The following is a 17279-nucleotide window of genomic DNA, read 5'->3' on the forward strand; positions in this document are numbered from 1 at the left end:
CTAAGCTAAGACAATGGTCGACTATAGAGTCGTAATTACCTCATCCATTGCAAGGCGTGCTTTTGGAAGACCATGATTGTAATCTTCCCCATCTTTATGGTAGCCAATCGCCAGCGCAACTTCACAAATATGGCCCTCGAGCTCTTCTTTAAACTCTTCTCCAATCAGAGCCGGATCGACACCTTCCATCGGTGTTGAATCAATGCCTAGTCGTGCCAATGTGTGTAGTAGGTTGCCTAGTGCCAAATAGACTTGTGCTTTTGTCCAGTTTCCGTTGAAGCCATTTTCGTCCGTATTTGCATCGGCAAAAGCGTAAGCACCCATAAAGTTGTTGTACATCTCCGCTGGCAAGTGGCCAGATGTTACTTCTGCATCCACACGTTTCGCAAATTTCTCTTTAGTAAATTTAGGATCGTAAGCAAACAGAATCGTATGTGATGCGGCTTTCGCGTGTGGTTGGTTAAACTGGTGCATATTTGCAAACGTATTGTGGAAACGTTGCTTCGCTTCATCACTTTCAATAACGATGAATTTCCATGGTTGTGAGTTGATAGAAGACGCCGACAAACGCAGTGCTGCTTTGATTATCGCCATGTCTTCTTGAGAAACGCGCTTGGTTTCATCATATTTTTTTGCAGTGTAACGGTTATTTAGATCGGTAATGATTTGATGGGACACGTTTATATCCTCTTTATGTGATGACAGATGAGGATGCACTAGCATCGACAACCATGCGTACCTCGAATATGGGTTCATGATAATGGATATTTTTTCATTGATAAGAGGGTGTTTATTTAAATCACTTTTTACTTTTTGTTGAAAATCGATGTGAGTTGATCGATTTGAAACTTAAAAGTCCTTATTTGGAAGCTTTTATTTGATATTAAATTAAACTCATATTGAGGAGTAGGGGAAAGCAACATGAACGTGATTGAAGTTTTTAATGATAGCTATGAACGTTGTACTTCAGATCAGGAGTTTTTCGACTTGTTCTACAAAAATTTATGGTCGAAAAGTGCCAACTTTAGACAGAAGTTTGACGGTATAGACATGCACCAACAAGTGAGAATGCTTAGAGGGTCTATCGTGTTTTTTATGATGGCAGATACCTCGACCGAAGCGCACAAAATGGTGGAAAAGTATGGGAAAAAGCATGCAAGTGCCGAAATTGGTATAGAGCCGCAGGATTTTGATGTTTGGCTTGAGAGTTTGTTAGAAACGGTTCGACAGTGTGATTCTGGGTACGATGCCGATGTTGAAACCGCTTGGCGAACATGCTTTAAAACGGGCTTAGAAGTAATGAAACAAGAATGTGATAAAGAAGATGGGCACATCCTTAAAGCGAGTACCAAATAAGGAAGTAACGTGAGCGGTCGTTACTTCCTAGGGGCAAAATCTTACTTATCTTGTGTCTCTTTATTCTTTTTCACCGCTTCGGCGATATCACTGACAGCTTCGACAAGATTGATCGGCATTGGAAAAATAATAGTGGATGTTTTGTCTGTAGTGATTTCAGTGAGTGTCTGCATGTAACGTAATTGCAGTGCATTCGGTGCTTCGTTGAGCATTTGCGCTGCTTCTTTTAATTTATTTGAAGCCTCTAACTCACCAGTAGCGTGAATGATCTTCGCCCTACGGTTACGTTCTGCTTCTGCCTGACGGGCTAGGGCTCTGACCATGCTGTCATTTAAATCAACATGTTTGACTTCAACCGTAGCAATCTTGATTCCCCAGTCATCAGTCTGTTGATCGAGAATGGATTGTAAATCCTTATTGAGGCGTTCTCGCTCTGATAGCAATTCATCGAGTTCATGCTGACCCAATACCGAGCGCAGCGTGGTTTGTGCTAACTGGCTGGTGGCATCGTTGTAGCTTTCAATATTGTTAATCGCCATTTGAGGATCGACTACGCGAAAATAAACGACCGCGTTGACGCGCACAGAAACGTTATCTTTTGTAATTAAATCTTGTGTCGGCACATCCAAAACGACAGTACGTAAATCAACCCTCACCATTTGCTGAATAAATGGGATAAGGATGATCAAACCAGGTCCTTTGACTTCTTGAAATCGACCAAGAAAGAACACAACCCCACGTTCGTATTCTCTCAAAACCTTGAACATTTGGGTCGCTAGTGCGAACAGCAGCACCACGATCACCGCAACGGTATAGAGCATCATAAAGCGCCTCCTATTTATTTTGGCGGTCATCAGGCATCACAGTTAAGGTCAGCCCTTTAACATTAACAATGGTGACGTGATCACCTTGTTTGAATTGTTGATGGTCTTTGGCTTTAGCTCGCCATAACGCACCGTTGAGTTGAACGCGTCCTTCGCCATCGATAAAGTCATCGCTTACCACGGCGACCTTCCCAGGGTATGTCTCTAAACCCGTCGTTACACGCCGGCGACGAATTTTGAGCAGCAGGCCGACGATCAGCACGATTAGAGCCACGGAAAATATGGCAATACCAAAAATCAAAGGAAGGGCGATCTGGAATCCTGGTAACTCACTGTCCATGAGAAATATCGAACCGAGTACAAAGGCGACAACGCCGCCTAAGCCCAAAATACCAAAGCTCGGGCTGAATGCTTCCGCTATCATTAGTGCAATACCGAGTAACAGCAGACCAAGACCTGCGTAGTTGACGGGCATCATTTGTAGTGCGTACATGGCCAGAAGCAGACAAATCCCACCTAGCACACCGGGTAAGCCAATTCCTGGGTTGTAAAATTCAAGAAGTAAACCGTAGATGCCGATGAGCATTAGAATGTAGGCAACGTTTGGATTGGTGATAACGGCTAGCATTTCTGCTCGCCAATCGGGTGTTCTTTCAATCCATACGGGATTTTCCAGTGACAATGTCACATCACGATTGTTAACTTTAACAGTTTGTCCATTAATGGCTTTGACTAAATCCTCTGGTGAGTTGGCTATATAATCAATAACGTTTAATTCCAATGCCTCTGTGGCGTCCAAACTCGCTGCTTCGCTCACTGCTTTCTCTGCCCACTCTGCATTTCGGCCATGAAGCTTTGCTAAGCCTTTAATATAGGCTCTAGCATCATTAATCACCTTTTTCTCCATTGCGGTTTTCGCGGGAACTTTCTCTGAGCTTTCGTTGGTTCCTTCTGGCGTTTCTTCCGCGTTTTGATCTTTGCCATCATCCGATGAAGGGGGCTGAGGGGCACCACCTAACGCGACGGGCGTTGCCGCGCCAAGGTTGGTGGCTTCAGCCATTGCGGCAACGTGGCTGGCGAGTAAAATGTATGTCCCTGCGCTAGCCGCTCTAGATCCTGACGGGCCAACCCAAGTCGCAATTGGAGTGGAGGAGGTGGTAATCGCGTGAATAATATCTCTCATTGCACTGTCTAAGCCGCCTGGTGTGTCCATCTCTAAGATCACTAAACTGACACCGTTTAGTTGAGCTTCTTCTATTTCACGAGATAAATAGTCGCTAGTAGCAGGCCCTATAGCGCCTTTGACAGGAACAATCCAAACGGTATTCGCCAGTGCTTGACTGGCCATCAAGAGTAAAGGTAAGAACCATATCCATAGTCGTTTCATGCAGTCCTCCTTGTGTGGTCACAGGGACTTTTTGAAATCCTAATTCAAGTATATCCAAATAACTTAGAGATGCTTGAGTATAGGTTCTAATGAATAAGTTGCCGAGGCTAATTAGGAGACTACTTTTTTATATATAAACGCTGTGTGAGATAGTAAACTAAAGCAAATTATTGGTAATTGTGATGTTTATGTTTATTGTTCAGCGTTTGATTAAGTTGGCCGTTATCTGTGCCGTATTCTTTACTATTTTCGATCTGATCTCGTATGGAGAGGTGACTTGGTTTCAACGGTTTTTGGCTTTTCTACACTAAACTCAGATTTCAATACGTTAGCTACTCATAAGGCGATCGATTTCTTCCTATTCGCCTTATTACTCCCTCTTCAACCAAAGCCTTAAACAAAGCAATACTTAACTCGTTTTTTCAACTTCCTGTCGGTGGAAAAAACGCCAAAATGCAACTAAATTCATATCAATGACAAGTTTAAGGTATGTAGTTGATGAGGCAATTCAGCGCAATCGCACTAGCTGTTGTAACACTCATTTTGAGCCAAACAACAACCGCAAGAAACGCGAAGATGTTAGGTGATATCTCCCTAGTTCAGCCCATACAGGGTGATCCTAATGTGGATATTAAGCTAGCGAGAATTGGCTGGCATCTCTTCCGCGATCCTCAATTATCGTCAAATGGTAATGTCAGCTGCGCGACATGCCACAATCTGCAAACCAATGGCGCTGAAAATACACCAGTCTCTACGGGGGTGAAAGGTGATGGAATTAGAAATTCTATAACAGTGTTTAATGCAGCGTTAAATTATCGTTTTTTATGGGATGGTACGGAAAACACCTTGATGGCTCAGATTGATGGTCCAATCCATAATCCAATGGAAATGGACTCAAACTGGCAAACAATAGAGCAATATGTAAAAGAGAGTGAACATTATCAAGCGCTATTTAATCGTGACGGTGAATTGCCGATTAACGTTCATAATATCAAGTCCGCTATTGTGGAGTTTGTTGAAGGGCTGCAGACGCCTGGCGCACCATTCGATGCTTACTTATTGGGTTACACGCATGTATTGAGTGAACAGCAAATCAGAGGTTGGAAAACATTTCAGACTTCAGGTTGTGTGCAGTGTCATCAGGGCAAAAATATCGGCGGAGCGATGATCCAAAGGTTCGCCTATTTCAAGGATAAGCCAGTAGTAGAGGACTCGGGCAGGCAACTCGTTACGATAGAAGATGAAGAGCGATTCTATTTTAGAGTAGCCAGTTTACGCAATGTCGCGCTAACGAGTCCTTATTTTCATAATGGGCAAGTCGATAAGTTATCCGACGCGATACAAATCATGGCTAAAACCCAGCTCGGTATAACGATGAACGATGAGAATGTCGCGGACATTGAAGCATTCTTGCAGTCGTTGACAGCACCTAGACCCATAATTTTAGAGGTGTTGGAAAATGAATAAATTCAAACTGATCAACTTTTGCTTTTTTATTGGGATACTGACGTGCTGCACACTGGCGTATATGTCGTATATGAATTCAAAAAACGCTCAAGAATTTCATGCAGAGCTAATGAATATCGGACATGAATTGATTGAAGAGCGTGATGTTATCGTGAACCGATATGCCGTTGAAGATAGGAAAAACTATGAGTTAACAACATCTTTAGTAGAGATAGAAATCGCAGCACAGGCACTGTTGGAATCATCAAAGGCATCAGTTTGGTTTCCCGTGACACCCAATCGTATAAAAGTTAGGGATACGCTTGAACAGTTTAAGGAGCGAGTGCTTCAAACAACGTTGAAGCTTGATATGTTAATTGGTGTTCAGGTAGAAAATCGGTATGCATTACTCATGTTGTTCAATTTATATCAGCAAGATGTTTCTACCGAGCGCGGCCAATCATTGGGTGGCAGTCGTTATTTTGAATTTCTCAACCAGTTGCTTCTAACACAAACTGAAGTTGAGAGTGAAAAGGAAGCGAACTTCCTTAAACGGCTTCAAACGAGTGATAAAAGAATTGAATTGCTGACGAATGAACTGCTTGATCACACTTATATTGAGTTTGTCGAAAGCTCAGAGCATCGGTTACTCAATATTGCTCAAAGTGAGGCGCGTTTTACGTGGTTGTTTGTATTTATTGCGGTGATGTTTCTAGTTAGCGCGTTTGTTTATCAGTCACATCACCGAATGCATAACTTAAAACAGTTGAATCTTGAAATTGAAGAGGCGAGAAACAAAGCCGAGCGAGCGGCAAAAGCGAAATCAAATTTTCTCGCTGCAATGAGTCACGAACTAAGAACGCCGATGAATGGCGTACTAGGGCTTTCTCAAATGATTGCAGAAGAGACCAAAGAGCCGACGACGAAAGAGCACATTAGGGTTATTCTTGACTCTGGCCAGCATCTGATGACTATCCTCAACGATATTTTGGATTTTTCTAAAGTTGAAGAAAACAAACTGGAATTTGAGCAAGCTAAGTTTAAGCTCGATCAAGTGCTTTCTCCGGTGTGTAGCGCAATAAAACCACTTGTTGATGAAAAAAATATCGAGTTAATCTTGGAAAACGAGATTTCTGAATATACTGAATTTACTGGGGATTGTGCGCGTTTACGACAGATCTTGTTTAATCTCGCCGGTAACGCGGTGAAGTTTACTAATGAAGGGCATGTGCTGGTTAGAACTGAGTTAGATGAATCGAATCAGTTGTTGGTCATGCGCGTGAGCGACACCGGTATTGGTATTGCGCCAGACAAGCACGAGCATATTTTTAACTCGTTTGAGCAAGCAGACTCATCAACGACTCGAAGGTTCGGCGGAACAGGGCTTGGGTTAGCCATCGTCAAAAAACTAACCGATTTGATGGGTGGCCATATTACTCTGAAGAGTATAGAAGGCGTTGGAAGTCAATTTATCGTTGAGTTGCCGATTCCTTGGGTAGAATCTGCTCCGAAAAAGCAGCAAGAAGCACCGAAACCTCGCGCAAAATCACACCATTTAAAGATACTACTTGCTGATGATAACCGTGTGAATGCCATTGTGGCAAAAGGGTTTTGCGAAAAGCTTGGGCATGAAGTGGATGTTGCAGAAAATGGATTAATCGCGGTTAAAAAGGCGAAAGAGAACGAGTACGACCTGATCTTGATGGACAACCATATGCCCGAGATGAATGGCGTTGAGGCGACACGCGTTATCCGAAAAGAGTTAGGTATCAAGACATTACTCTTTGCGTACACGGCAGACGTATTTCGTGAAGCTCACGATAGCTTTATTGAAGCAGGAGCAGACCATGTGCTTACGAAACCGCTACAGCATGAGAGCTTTTCAGACGCTCTCAAACAGTTTGCCGCCAGACTCGAACCGAAACAGAATCCGCCACTAACGAGTGACAGCAATGTGCTTCAATTGCAACGTAAGCCAATCGAGAACTTAAGGTTAACAGAGGAAGAACTCTCCCGTTCAGGCATGTTTACTTCTTTACGAGATGAGCCAGAAGCGCTCGACGAGTTGCTAAAAAGCATTATTGTCGATTTTGAGACTTCTGTTGATGAACTTATTGAATACTTTATGGCTGAAGATTTTGCTTCATTAGAGCTGACGTTGCACAAAACGAAAGGGATGGCACTGAACCTAAGTTTACCTATTTTGGCGAGCCAAACGGAGGCCCTGGAAACTCGACTTAAAGCCAACCAAAGTCCCGAGATTGAGCAGTTGCAGATGCTGATCAATCGGTTACAGGTCAACATCCATCAGTCTCATAGACTTTTGGATGATATCCAGAAGAACAATGCCGATCCTCAACAGATTTTATAGTCCCTGTGAGTGCGATGCTTTCCTTAACTCATTTTGTTGTGGTTTACTGTGGCAAGGACGGATAGTGTTGATTCGTCGTCGGAAAATCAGGGAGTTAGAATGAGTAAGCATTCCGCTTTAATCAAATGGCATCGTAAAGCTGGCGAAGAGTTTAGTGATAATAAGTATAGTAGGGCACACATTTGGCAATTTGATGGAGGGTTGCAAGTCCCAGCATCTCCATCTCCCCACGTAGTACCATTACCACTATCCGTAGAAGAAAATGTTGATCCAGAAGAAGCGTTTGTCGCGGCACTTTCTAGTTGTCATATGCTCGTTTTCCTGTCTATTGCAGCAAAGCGACGTTATGTTGTGGACAGTTACTTAGATGAAGCGGTGGGGGAGCTTGAAAAAGGCGAAAACGGAAAAGAGTGGGTATCAAAGGTGACGTTAAACCCTGAGATAACATTTTCAGGTGAAAAACAACCGACACCATCTCAATTAGAAAAACTGCACCACATGGCCCATGAGAATTGCTTTATCGCCAACTCCGTTAAAACAGAAGTGACAACGCTTATTGTGAATTAAGTGAAGCTCTTTATCGAAAGCGCGGCCTATTACAGAGTTATATTAAGCCAGCAGTCATCCTGCTGGCTCGTTCATCTAGACGACACCTTGCTCAATCATTGCATCAGCGACTTTTCTAAAGCCTGCAATGTTGGCGCCTAAAACTAAATTTCCAGGTTGGCCAAACTCTTTACTGGTTTCGTTTGCATTGATGAAAATATTTTTCATGATGGTTTGCAACTGACTATCCACTTGTTCAAACGTCCAGTTTTGCATGCTGGCGTTTTGCGCCATTTCAAGTTGACTGGTTGCAACACCGCCTGCATTGGCTGCTTTGGCAGGCCCATAAGCTATGTCTGAGTCCACGATAATATTGGCAGCATCACGGGTGGTTGGCATGTTCGCCCCTTCACTAATCAAAATACATCCGTTTTCGATAAGAGCCAGTGCGTCGTCTGACGTTAATTCATTTTGAGTCGCACAAGGGAAGGCAGCATCAGCCTGATATCGCCAAACAGCATGCCCTTCATTAGGATAGTCGCCCTCTGGTGTGTATTCTGCTTCAGGGTAAGTTTCTAAATATTCTTCTAAGCTTGCTCTTTTCACTTCTTTCAGTTGTTTGAGGAGCTTAAGATCAATACCGTGCTCATGATAGATCGTACCTCGAGAGTCGCTGCATGTAACCGGCGTTGCTCCCATATGGTACAGTTTTTCAATGGCGTAGATAGCCACGTTGCCAGCACCAGAAATGAGGCAAGTTTTCCCTTTCAATGAATCGTTGCGGTCGTTGAGCATGCATTCTGCAAAATAGACGGCGCCATATCCTGTCGCTTCTTTTCTGGCGAGTGAGCCCCCCCAAAGCAGACTCTTGCCTGTAAGCACACCTTCGTAGCGCCCCGTCAATCGTTTGTATTGACCAAACATATAGCCAATTTCGCGCGCCCCGACGCCGATATCGCCTGCGGGAACATCGGTGGCAGGACCGATATGACGGTACAACTCGTTCATAAATGATTGGCAAAATCGCATGATCTCGCCGTCGGATTTTCCTTTAGGATCGAAGTTTGAACCGCCTTTGCCGCCACCGATAGGAAGGCCAGTCAGTGCGTTTTTAAAGATTTGCTCAAAGCCGAGAAATTTTATGATGCTCGCATTGACTGAGTGATGGAATCTCAATCCTCCTTTGTACGGCCCCAAAGCAGAGTTGAATTCAACTCGATAACCTTTGTTTACTTGTACATTTCCAGCATCATCAACCCAAGGAACTCGAAACATGATTTGACGTTCTGGCTCGACGATCCTCTGGATAATCGCTTGTTCCTTATATTTATTATTGCCTTCTATTACCGGCGCGAGAGAAGTTAATACTTCTTCTACCGCTTGGTAAAATTCTTTTTGCGCAGGGCTACTGTGTTGCAACGCAACAATAGTATCGTGTATGTATGACATAGATTTCTTCCTTGATGTGAATAAGCAATCAGTTTATATGAATGTATTTCCATTAAATAGTGATTTTGACCAAGATTCAATGGTTGTAGTGGTCTTTCCTGCGGATGAGAATGTGCAGCTTCTAACCCAGGCAGTGTTGGTTGAGATAGGTAGGGCGAGCTAAGTAAGCGGGTGGTTGAGTGATCAGTTTCACATATAACAAGCAGAAATCACTTTAGTCGATGTTGTTGTGCAGTTACGCAAATTGTTTATGTTAACGTCATGTTAAAGTTTGTGTGTGATAACTTGTGAAAAGACAACTATATGGATGAGCTTAAGGTTCTGAACTCGTTTATTCAGCAGAATGGTCTACCAGCGTTTGGCCACCTTGATGGAATTCCAACATCGTTACAGCTAGATAAATTTACTTACCTCGATGAGATGGATAAGCCAGTGTCTAAGTGGCGCCGTTACCGCGATTATAAGCAGTTTCAGTTCGTCAATTTGGTCACACCTGATTACGTCATTGGAGTAGCGATTGCTGATATACGGTATTTAGCATCCGGCTTTTGCTACCTGTTTGATATTAAAAAGAATAAGTTGATTGAGCAACAATGGTTGAAACCTTTTAATATAGGTTATCAAACTCAGCCTTCCAGTTGGTGCAGTCTTGCCCATCTTGCTAACAAAAGAGTTCAGTTTTCTATTAAGGATGGTATTTGGCACGTCCACTTTGTGACAGAGTCAGTCAATGCGGATCTCTATTTACGTCCAGAAAACATGAGTTTGCCATTAATGTTGTGTACGCCAACAGGTTATGCGGGTTGGACATATACTCAGAAGCACAATGCGTTAGCAGTAGACGGTAACTTGTTCATATTAGGAAAAGAGCAAGATCTTTCAGAGGTGGCTGCTGGTTACGATTTTTCCGCTGGGTACATGCGGCGAGAAACAAGTTGGCGCTGGGCGAGTATCAATTGCTTTGAGGATGACAGGCGTCTGGGGTTGAACTTGGCAGCTGGCGTTAATGAAACTGGCTATTGCGAAAATGTATTGTGGATTAATGGTCAGCGTCACTTTTTGCAACCTGTGCAGTTTCAGTTTTCACGAAGTGATGAAGGGCAAAAGTGGCATATTACGTCTGAAGATAAACGAGTTAACTTACAGTTCACGCCTTTGAATCGACGCTCAGAGAAGAAAAATTTTTGGCTTCTCAAAAGTAACTTTCGTCAGTATATCGGTTATTTCTCTGGCTATCTTATCGATGGAAATGGCATCAAACATCAGTTAGAAGAAGTTATGGGTCTTACTGAAGATCACTATGCAAAATGGTAGAAACACAATGGATTGGACGCAGTTGATGGACCGCCCAGAATTACTTCTGATGATTCTGGCTCCAGTTTTCTTTTTCTGCATGCTTGCCGAATATTGGTTCGGACAAAGAAGGGGACGCTTGCCTGAAAGCGCGACGTATTACTTCCCTGAAGTAGCGTGTAATTTTGTTCTTGCGGGCTTACACCAAGCGACAGACATACTCACGGGTTTACTGATTGCTCAGTTGTATTTGTGGTGGTTCGATTGGCGTTTGTTTGATATCGAAATGAGCGTCTCAGCTTTTCTTTTACTTGTTGTCCTGCAAGATTTTTTCTATTACTGGTTTCATCGGGCTAGCCATCGTATTCGTTGGATGTGGGCCGCGCACGTTGTTCATCACAGTTCGGAAAGAATGAACTTCAGTACCGCCTTTCGTCAAAGTTTAATGTATCCGCTAGCGGGGATGTGGATTTTTTGGTTGCCCTTGGTGATTATTGGTTTTGAGCCCAAATGGGTTGTCTTCGTTGTGTTGTTTAATCTGGGCTTACAGTTTTTTGTTCACACCCAATCAATTCGTTCGCTCGGGCCACTAGAGTGGGTATTTAACACGCCGTCTCATCATCGCGTTCATCATGGTGTGAACCGTCAGTACATCGACAAAAATTATGCGGGTGTATTAATTATTTGGGATCGAATGTTCGGAACGTTTGAACCAGAGGTGGAAACGGTTCGGTATGGGGTTTCTAAACCTGTAAACAGCTTTAATCCCATCCGTGTGACGTTTGCAGAATGGAAAGACATGTTTTATGACGTAACTCGACCAAACTTATCATGGAAACAACGCTGCCGCCGTTTGTTCGCTCCGCCATCGGATTTTTATGAGTAAATTGGGATAAAGAGATTGGAGCGGGCAGCGGGAATCGAACCCGCATCATCAGCTTGGAAGGCTGAGGTAATAGCCATTATACGATGCCCGCGCATCGATAGGACTCAGTTAATATGCCACACTGGACGAAAAAGAAAAGTCTTTTCTCATCAAATGTTTGTCAGTTGCCTAAAAAAGTAGCGGACTGATGTTAAAGTGTTCATTGTCTCTGGTTTTTTGTGGCACTCGCGATTTCGCTACTAAGCTTAGAGGCTTCCAATTAGGTCGTAAACACCGAATTCTTAGGTGTTTAGATGTTGATGATATTCAAGATTTTCTGTGTAAAGGTTAATCTCGTTTATTGAACAGTCACGTTTCATGGTCAAGACTAAATATTGAAATGATTACTTTTTACTGTTGATGCGTATGTATAACACAGGGTAATTCTGCTGAAACAGTCAGCTTAACCAAAGGAGATTTAACATGATGAGAGGTTTGATATTAGGGCTGGTGGTGATGCTGGTATCTGCTTGTACTACCGTTACAACCGATGTGGATAAACAAGCCGACTTTTCAGCTTACAGAACGTTTGACTTCGGTGCTCAGGCGGAAGCTCCTACCAGTATTGATGGTCGACGTATTGAGCAAGGGCTTGCTGAACAGCTTGAGGGTAAGGGTTTAATTAAGGTAAATAGTGGCGGTGACCTTTACGTACATCATGATATCGTAGAAGAATCCGAGCTTGTTTCTTCAGGATCGTCGGTGAGCTTTGGCTATGGCTGGAATAGCTTTGGTGTGATCACTTCAAGCCCAGAAAGATATAAAGAACGTAAGTATGGGAAGTTGGTGGTTGAACTGGTTGATGCAAAGGCTAATCAAGTCGTTTGGAAAGGCGTTTCAAGTCGTAAACTGTCTGAGTCAATGAGCTCTGAGAAAAGAGAATCTCTCATCCAAGAAGAAATCGCGAAGATGTTTGAAAGCTACCCTTACGGTGAAAAATAATTAGTATTCTTAACGATTAAGAATACTAATTGCCAATAGTTACGCACAGGGTTAAAAGAACTTATCATTTTGGTTCTGGTTACCTTTGTGCGTACGACTCTGATTGCTTTACTCGGACTACTTTTCTGCTTGTTGGCTCCGAGCATGAGCCTTGCGCACTCACACCCAAATTTTCTTTCCTTTCATAACCAGAATATTGCTGTTGACGCTAAGTCGAAGCACTTTTCAGAACATCCTATCTCTCCAGTACAACAAGACTATCCGAGCTTAAACAGCCGGAATAGATTGAGGGTTAGCCATGCTAAGGAAATGAGCTCGAACGACGATGTAGAACCCGAATGGTTTGAAATGCTTGATGTAGCATGGTGGGCGCATCGTTCGGCAATTTACTCGATGAAGCGGCTAAAACGCATCGGCAATGAGGCTTTAGGTTGTTGTATTGAAAGTATTTTTACTCACTTTAAATACAGAATCGGAGTGAGAAAAGAATCGAATTTCATATACCGCTTTATACATGCTCGCTAACACATTCCATGTTTTTGCAACTTTTTGGTTAATTATGCTTAGGAGCGGTTTATGTTTGATTTGATCATTCAGGTCTTGAGTGCTTTTTGGCATCAAGATTTCACGGCGTTAATGGCGCCAGGCAGTGCAGGTTTGGTTTATTTTGTTGTTGCTGTGATTATCTTTTTGGAAAGTGGTTTTATTCCTGCTGCACCTTTCCCATGCGACAGTGTCGTCGTATTATCCGGTACGCTGGCGGCGGTTGGCGTCCTTGACCCAATTATGATCATGTTGGTGATAGCTGTTAGTGCGGGGTTGGGAAGTTGGGCGGCTTATTTACAAGGCAAGTGGCTAAATCGCTTACCTAAGGTCCAAGGCTGGGTGAGTGCGGTTCCTCAAAAGCGTTTGGAACAAGTCGACGTATTACTCAGTAAACATGGATTGATTGCGCTTTTGTGCGCGCGGTTTATTCCGGTTGTTCGTTCCCTATTGCCATTAATGATGGGGTTGCGAGTGAAACGTATTAGTAAATTCCATTACTTTGCGTGGCTGAGTGCGATTTTATGGACGCTGATATTATGCGGTTTCGGTTCATTACTTCCTTTGCTACCGGAAAATATGAGCAAAGCAATCACAATGCTATTAATGGCGGCCCCAATAATTACTCTTGTGATTGGAGTGCTTAGTTTCTTGTTTGTTAAAGCACGTCGAGCGTTCTGTAAACCCAAGGATGTGTCTGAGTTTTCTCAGTAAGTTTACTTGATTTGCACTTTTAAGCTTGTATGCAGATTAGACATCTAATCGACAGGCTTTTGTCAGTAAAAAGAAAGGCGCATACATTGCGCCTTTCTTTTTGAGTGTCGTTAGGGTTTCGAATTTAATAGCCAATGCTATATAGGTATTCGCCAACTTCTTTGCACTGAGACTTGTAGATGTTCTCTACTTCAGACTCATTCTTATCTGCTGCTTTAAATTCGAGTTCGGCAGACGATAGCTGGTCAAAGCTGTAGTCTCTCTCAGACATTAAGTAGTGTCTGAACATCGCTCTGTGTTCCGGAACTGCAATACGTGCGTTAGAAACGTTGGCACACTCTAACAGAGTGTCGTTACTCATTTCTTCTGGCTTAGTTTCTGTGTTTGCAAAGGTTGAGCCCGCTGAAAATAGTAATGCTAGTGCGATGGTTGTAGCGATTCTTGTCATTATATGGACCTCAAATTGGTTCTAGTAACAATGAGCATATTGGCTCTTATCGTTACATTTTCGTGTTCTCTGTATGTCATAAAAAGTTAAACAACAGAGAAGGCGTTGCGACCATGAGTAAAGACGTACATTAAGTTCGCTTCCTTTCTTCCTGAGAGGCGATAAAGAGAGCGTTGACTCATGAGTCCGCCATAACTGTCTAGAGGTAAGCGAGATGCTTGTTTTGCCAACTCCAGTAGTGGTGGAGAAGAGAAAGCAATAAGTAAAAAATAATCAGGAGTAAAATCTGATGATAAAACGCCATCAGTAGCTGATGTTCGGCGACAGGAGACAAGCCCGAACAACTCGCGCTTTATATGTAGGTAGTAACTTTCTGAACCCCAAGAGCTCAGAGAAGCTGAGGCATGAAAATCAGTGTGTGCTAGCTCAAAATCGTCTTGTTGAGAGAGTTTAAGTAGGCGCTCGGAAGTGTAATGTTTGGTGTGGTGCCACTCATGCGCATATGAAGCTGTGATGAGCCCTGAGAGCAAGGACAAAGAAAGCATCAATAATATATGGTGTAGATAACGCAAGAAGTAACCCTAAACATATAAAGCCACAGTTACCCACCATGATTAAGGAATCTTAGTGGAACTATGATAACGACGAAAGCCAGTGTCTGATGAACTCAGCGTATACTAACGAGATGGAAGGGGGATGAACAGAGTTTTCTGATCGCACTTAGGTATATCAGCGAATAACACAATAGTTTTCGCTTTCGAGTAAGCGAAAATGGAAAGAGAGTCGTTGCACAAGGACGATTAAGCTAACAGGATTATTACTGGGGAAGAAATAGAATCTTCTTTTGTCTTCCCCATATGTCTCGCATCGGTATTACGCGCTTGCGTAAATAACGCTGCCGCCTTTTATAGTGTCAATGATCTCGCGAGACAACTTCTTTGGTAAAGCAGGGCAACCCCAACTGCGTCCGAGGTATCCATTCTTCTTGATAAAGGAAGGGTTTGCGTAATCGGCACCGTGCACGACAATGTAACGCTCGCGAGCTTTGTCGTTTAATCCAGAGCTTAGCCCATCTAATCGAAGTGAATAGCCATTTGAGCCGTAGTAAGTGGTATCAGTCAAAAAAGTGCCCAATGATGTTTTTCGCGAGTTCACGACATTTGAAAACTGTGTCGCTGTTTTCTTTCCGCTGTTCACGCCGTGAGAAACATACGTATTGTAGATTAGCTTCTTTTTATCTAAATCAACCACATAAAAACGCTTTTCAGTTGATGGTTTACTATAGTCGATGATCGTTAGTACCGACTTCTTTCTATCGGGTGTCTTCTGATAAGCGATGTAAGCGTCACTGAACAACTTAAAGTCTACTATGCCATCTAGCTTGGCTTGTTTAAACACATGTTCAACTTGCTTTGGTCGTAAATGATCCCTGGGTTCGTTATCTGATTGTTTTGCAAAAGCAAAAGGTGAGACAGACAACAGCGCACATGTAAATAATAAAATTAACTTTTTCATCTTGGCTAAATAAAACTCTATGGTGTTACAAATTTACCGATTGCTTCATGCATTCGTTAAAACAACATGCACATCAATATAATTCTATTCCCAATGTTTCTTATTGCACGCTTAGGTGCTTGATATTGGGTTGACGATAAGTTTTCGAGTTAAAAACTAACTAATTGAAACTTATATAAAATATGAAGTTTAACGATGGTTTCTATAAACTTCGGCGTAAATAATATCTGATATATGTAATTAATAAAACTGTGTTTAAGGATATTTGTGAAGTTGCTAATTTATAAAAACGGCGTTTTATTTTTCGTACTTTAGAAACTCTTTTTATTTCAATGTGTTTTCTTTTTCTACGCTTTATCCAATACCTCAAAAGTTTGTGATTTAACTCGTAACAAATCGTAACGCCGAATCGTTATGTGTATAAGTGCATTTATAATGTATGAATAAACAACAGGGTGGTAAGAAAAGGCAGTAAAACAGCGGTGAATCGGTTGTTTTTAATTCACGATTGACAAAGCCAAGTCTAAGTCGTACAAAAATTGAACTTGTGAATGTATCGTTTAAGTGAGAGTGATGAGCTTGAAAAAAGTGAAGTGATGCGTGCTATTGTTTATTCTCTAATTTATTCGATTACATAAGGAAGGGTACATAGTAAAAATTTAAAAAATAATTCTATCGTGTGGATTAAAATATATAAATAATAAAACTTAGAAATTAAAAGATAAGAACGCCAGATCTGAATTCATTAAATTTTTGAACATGAAAGTAAACTCTATTTATTATGTTTGGTTTGAAAGCGCTCAAATTGATTTAAGGACGGTTATGACAGCATTTAATAAAGTGTTTATTGTCACTCCCAATGTTAATGATTTTGCAATGTTGCGAGAGTCGCCATTGGAAATGTCTCTTCAAGTAACGGCAAGCAAACCTATCCAACTCTATGGAGAGTCTGTTAAAGCCAGTTGGAAAAGTATTGATATTGAATGGTTAGACGTTAAGGGTGAAAAGCCATTACCCAGGCCTGATATTGCAGCATGGGGATCTTTTACTCTTGCTGTATCCGCTTCTATTGCGGATAAGCTCGATGTGTTGAGCGAGAATGTCGAATTTTTACCATTAAATCTACAAGGAAAGCCTTGGCGAGCATTAAACATTGTCACTCAAATTGATGCCATTGATACCTCTGCTACCGAGTATAATCTTCGTCATGGTAAGCTAAGTCGTGCTAGACCGTTTAAGAAACTCGTTTTGAATAGGGAAGCCGTTAATGAATCTGACTTGTTCAGAGTAAAAGGTGCTGGGCTCAGAACGTTTTGCACGGACAAAAAAGGTGGCTTGTACGATAGCGTCAAAGCGCTGAATTTGACCGGTTTGGATTTCAAGGAAGTGCTGGTTTAAAAACGAATAAATAGTGATTTACTCGACTAAAGTCATAGATATAGGTATGGGGGAACAAAAGCTGAGCATCTATCAATGAAGCTCATATATAACTAAATACAGCCGCCACAGTTGTGACAGCT

General features: G+C 42.3%; 17 protein-coding genes and 1 tRNA gene. 10 read left to right on the top strand and 8 right to left on the bottom strand.

The features are described 5' to 3' along the window. Window positions 1–21: 21 nt before the first annotated feature. Window positions 22–678 (bottom strand): NAD(P)H-dependent oxidoreductase, encoded by a 657-nt coding sequence (locus tag R7E00_RS02395; protein WP_033906455.1) that lies wholly within the window; start codon window positions 676–678, stop codon window positions 22–24. 243 nt (window positions 679–921) lie between these two features. Between R7E00_RS02395 and R7E00_RS02400 the strand changes: the two genes are divergently transcribed. Beyond that, a complete protein-coding gene (locus R7E00_RS02400) occupies window positions 922–1356 on the top strand; it encodes a globin (RefSeq protein WP_031780773.1) in 435 nt (144 codons plus the stop codon). Between the two features lie 41 nt (window positions 1357–1397). Here the strand turns inward: R7E00_RS02400 and R7E00_RS02405 are convergent, their stop codons facing one another. Together R7E00_RS02405 and R7E00_RS02410 are read right to left on the bottom strand one after the other, a co-directional pair. Continuing rightward, complete coding sequence (locus tag R7E00_RS02405) at window positions 1398–2180, bottom strand: slipin family protein (RefSeq protein WP_005382637.1); 783 nt, start codon at window positions 2178–2180, stop codon at window positions 1398–1400. A 10-nt stretch (window positions 2181–2190) separates the two neighbouring features. Beyond that, window positions 2191–3567: a nodulation protein NfeD gene (locus R7E00_RS02410; protein ID WP_318124400.1), complete on the bottom strand. Its 1377-nt coding sequence runs from the start codon at window positions 3565–3567 to the stop codon at window positions 2191–2193. 498 nt (window positions 3568–4065) lie between these two features. Between R7E00_RS02410 and R7E00_RS02415 the strand changes: the two genes are divergently transcribed. The 3 genes from R7E00_RS02415 (at window position 4066) to R7E00_RS02425 (ending at window position 7951) form a co-directional block, all read left to right on the top strand. Continuing rightward, the gene (locus R7E00_RS02415) at window positions 4066–5034 is read left to right on the top strand and encodes a cytochrome-c peroxidase (RefSeq protein ID WP_017820324.1); all 969 of its coding nucleotides are present in this window, start codon (window positions 4066–4068) and stop codon (window positions 5032–5034) included. Beyond that, window positions 5027–7384 (top strand): ATP-binding protein, encoded by a 2358-nt coding sequence (locus tag R7E00_RS02420; RefSeq protein WP_238975369.1) that lies wholly within the window; start codon window positions 5027–5029, stop codon window positions 7382–7384. The genes R7E00_RS02415 and R7E00_RS02420 overlap by 8 nt, the downstream gene beginning before the upstream one ends. 99 nt (window positions 7385–7483) lie before the next feature. After that, window positions 7484–7951: an OsmC family protein gene (locus tag R7E00_RS02425; RefSeq protein ID WP_053307606.1), complete on the top strand. Its 468-nt coding sequence runs from the start codon at window positions 7484–7486 to the stop codon at window positions 7949–7951. A gap of 75 nt (window positions 7952–8026) precedes the next feature. Here the strand turns inward: R7E00_RS02425 and gdhA are convergent, their stop codons facing one another. Continuing rightward, window positions 8027–9379: an NADP-specific glutamate dehydrogenase gene (gene gdhA, locus R7E00_RS02430; RefSeq protein WP_262606335.1), complete on the bottom strand. Its 1353-nt coding sequence runs from the start codon at window positions 9377–9379 to the stop codon at window positions 8027–8029. Between the two features lie 303 nt (window positions 9380–9682). Between gdhA and R7E00_RS02435 the strand changes: the two genes are divergently transcribed. Together R7E00_RS02435 and R7E00_RS02440 are read left to right on the top strand one after the other, a co-directional pair. Then, window positions 9683–10693, top strand: a complete 1011-nt coding sequence (locus R7E00_RS02435) for a DUF2804 domain-containing protein (protein WP_053307607.1) — start codon at window positions 9683–9685, stop codon at window positions 10691–10693. A 7-nt stretch (window positions 10694–10700) separates the two neighbouring features. Next, on the top strand, window positions 10701–11558 hold the full coding sequence (locus R7E00_RS02440; protein WP_005373167.1) for a sterol desaturase family protein: 858 nt from the start codon (window positions 10701–10703) through the stop codon (window positions 11556–11558). A 16-nt stretch (window positions 11559–11574) separates the two neighbouring features. Here R7E00_RS02440 and R7E00_RS02445 read toward each other — a convergent pair. Next, window positions 11575–11649, bottom strand: a tRNA-Gly gene (locus R7E00_RS02445). A gap of 371 nt (window positions 11650–12020) precedes the next feature. Here R7E00_RS02445 and R7E00_RS02450 point away from each other — a divergent pair. The 3 genes from R7E00_RS02450 (at window position 12021) to R7E00_RS02460 (ending at window position 13796) form a co-directional block, all read left to right on the top strand. Then, entirely contained in the window at window positions 12021–12539 is a 519-nt protein-coding gene (locus R7E00_RS02450) for a DUF4136 domain-containing protein (protein ID WP_005382627.1), read from the top strand. Window positions 12540–12683: 144 nt separating this feature from the next. Then, window positions 12684–13064 (top strand): hypothetical protein, encoded by a 381-nt coding sequence (locus R7E00_RS02455; RefSeq protein ID WP_231972281.1) that lies wholly within the window; start codon window positions 12684–12686, stop codon window positions 13062–13064. A gap of 51 nt (window positions 13065–13115) precedes the next feature. After that, window positions 13116–13796 (top strand): DedA family protein, encoded by a 681-nt coding sequence (locus R7E00_RS02460; RefSeq protein ID WP_042522560.1) that lies wholly within the window; start codon window positions 13116–13118, stop codon window positions 13794–13796. Between the two features lie 124 nt (window positions 13797–13920). Here R7E00_RS02460 and R7E00_RS02465 read toward each other — a convergent pair whose 3' ends face one another. The 3 genes from R7E00_RS02465 to R7E00_RS02475 form a co-directional block, all read right to left on the bottom strand. After that, window positions 13921–14244: a hypothetical protein gene (locus R7E00_RS02465; protein ID WP_042522561.1), complete on the bottom strand. Its 324-nt coding sequence runs from the start codon at window positions 14242–14244 to the stop codon at window positions 13921–13923. An 86-nt stretch (window positions 14245–14330) separates the two neighbouring features. Next, window positions 14331–14789: a hypothetical protein gene (locus R7E00_RS02470; RefSeq protein ID WP_017633653.1), complete on the bottom strand. Its 459-nt coding sequence runs from the start codon at window positions 14787–14789 to the stop codon at window positions 14331–14333. A gap of 328 nt (window positions 14790–15117) precedes the next feature. Next, a complete protein-coding gene (locus R7E00_RS02475; protein ID WP_025767877.1) occupies window positions 15118–15759 on the bottom strand; it encodes a murein L,D-transpeptidase catalytic domain family protein in 642 nt (213 codons plus the stop codon). Between the two features lie 822 nt (window positions 15760–16581). Here R7E00_RS02475 and R7E00_RS02480 point away from each other — a divergent pair. Continuing rightward, complete coding sequence (locus R7E00_RS02480; RefSeq protein WP_025767876.1) at window positions 16582–17157, top strand: imm11 family protein; 576 nt, start codon at window positions 16582–16584, stop codon at window positions 17155–17157. Window positions 17158–17279: the final 122 nt, after the last annotated feature.

The sequence above is a fragment of the Vibrio sp. Vb1755 genome, assembly GCF_033338635.1.
Taxonomy (GTDB): domain Bacteria; phylum Pseudomonadota; class Gammaproteobacteria; order Enterobacterales; family Vibrionaceae; genus Vibrio; species Vibrio alginolyticus.

Bases quoted from the DNA above. Each gene is read 5' to 3' on its own strand.
- gdhA (WP_262606335.1), bottom strand. From the start codon at position 9,379: ATGTCATACATACACGATACTATTGTTGCGTTGCAACACAGTAGCCCT.
- R7E00_RS02420 (WP_238975369.1), top strand. From the start codon at position 5,027: ATGAATAAATTCAAACTGATCAACTTTTGCTTTTTTATTGGGATACTG.
- R7E00_RS02415 (WP_017820324.1), top strand. From the start codon at position 4,066: ATGAGGCAATTCAGCGCAATCGCACTAGCTGTTGTAACACTCATTTTG.
- R7E00_RS02465 (WP_042522561.1), bottom strand. From the start codon at position 14,244: ATGACAAGAATCGCTACAACCATCGCACTAGCATTACTATTTTCAGCG.
- R7E00_RS02405 (WP_005382637.1), bottom strand. From the start codon at position 2,180: ATGATGCTCTATACCGTTGCGGTGATCGTGGTGCTGCTGTTCGCACTA.
- R7E00_RS02440 (WP_005373167.1), top strand. From the start codon at position 10,701: ATGGATTGGACGCAGTTGATGGACCGCCCAGAATTACTTCTGATGATT.
- R7E00_RS02435 (WP_053307607.1), top strand. From the start codon at position 9,683: ATGGATGAGCTTAAGGTTCTGAACTCGTTTATTCAGCAGAATGGTCTA.
- R7E00_RS02400 (WP_031780773.1), top strand. From the start codon at position 922: ATGAACGTGATTGAAGTTTTTAATGATAGCTATGAACGTTGTACTTCA.
- R7E00_RS02460 (WP_042522560.1), top strand. From the start codon at position 13,116: ATGTTTGATTTGATCATTCAGGTCTTGAGTGCTTTTTGGCATCAAGAT.
- R7E00_RS02410 (WP_318124400.1), bottom strand. From the start codon at position 3,567: ATGAAACGACTATGGATATGGTTCTTACCTTTACTCTTGATGGCCAGT.
- R7E00_RS02450 (WP_005382627.1), top strand. From the start codon at position 12,021: ATGATGAGAGGTTTGATATTAGGGCTGGTGGTGATGCTGGTATCTGCT.
- R7E00_RS02475 (WP_025767877.1), bottom strand. From the start codon at position 15,759: ATGAAAAAGTTAATTTTATTATTTACATGTGCGCTGTTGTCTGTCTCA.
- R7E00_RS02455 (WP_231972281.1), top strand. From the start codon at position 12,684: ATGAGCCTTGCGCACTCACACCCAAATTTTCTTTCCTTTCATAACCAG.
- R7E00_RS02470 (WP_017633653.1), bottom strand. From the start codon at position 14,789: ATGCTTTCTTTGTCCTTGCTCTCAGGGCTCATCACAGCTTCATATGCG.
- R7E00_RS02425 (WP_053307606.1), top strand. From the start codon at position 7,484: ATGAGTAAGCATTCCGCTTTAATCAAATGGCATCGTAAAGCTGGCGAA.
- R7E00_RS02480 (WP_025767876.1), top strand. From the start codon at position 16,582: ATGACAGCATTTAATAAAGTGTTTATTGTCACTCCCAATGTTAATGAT.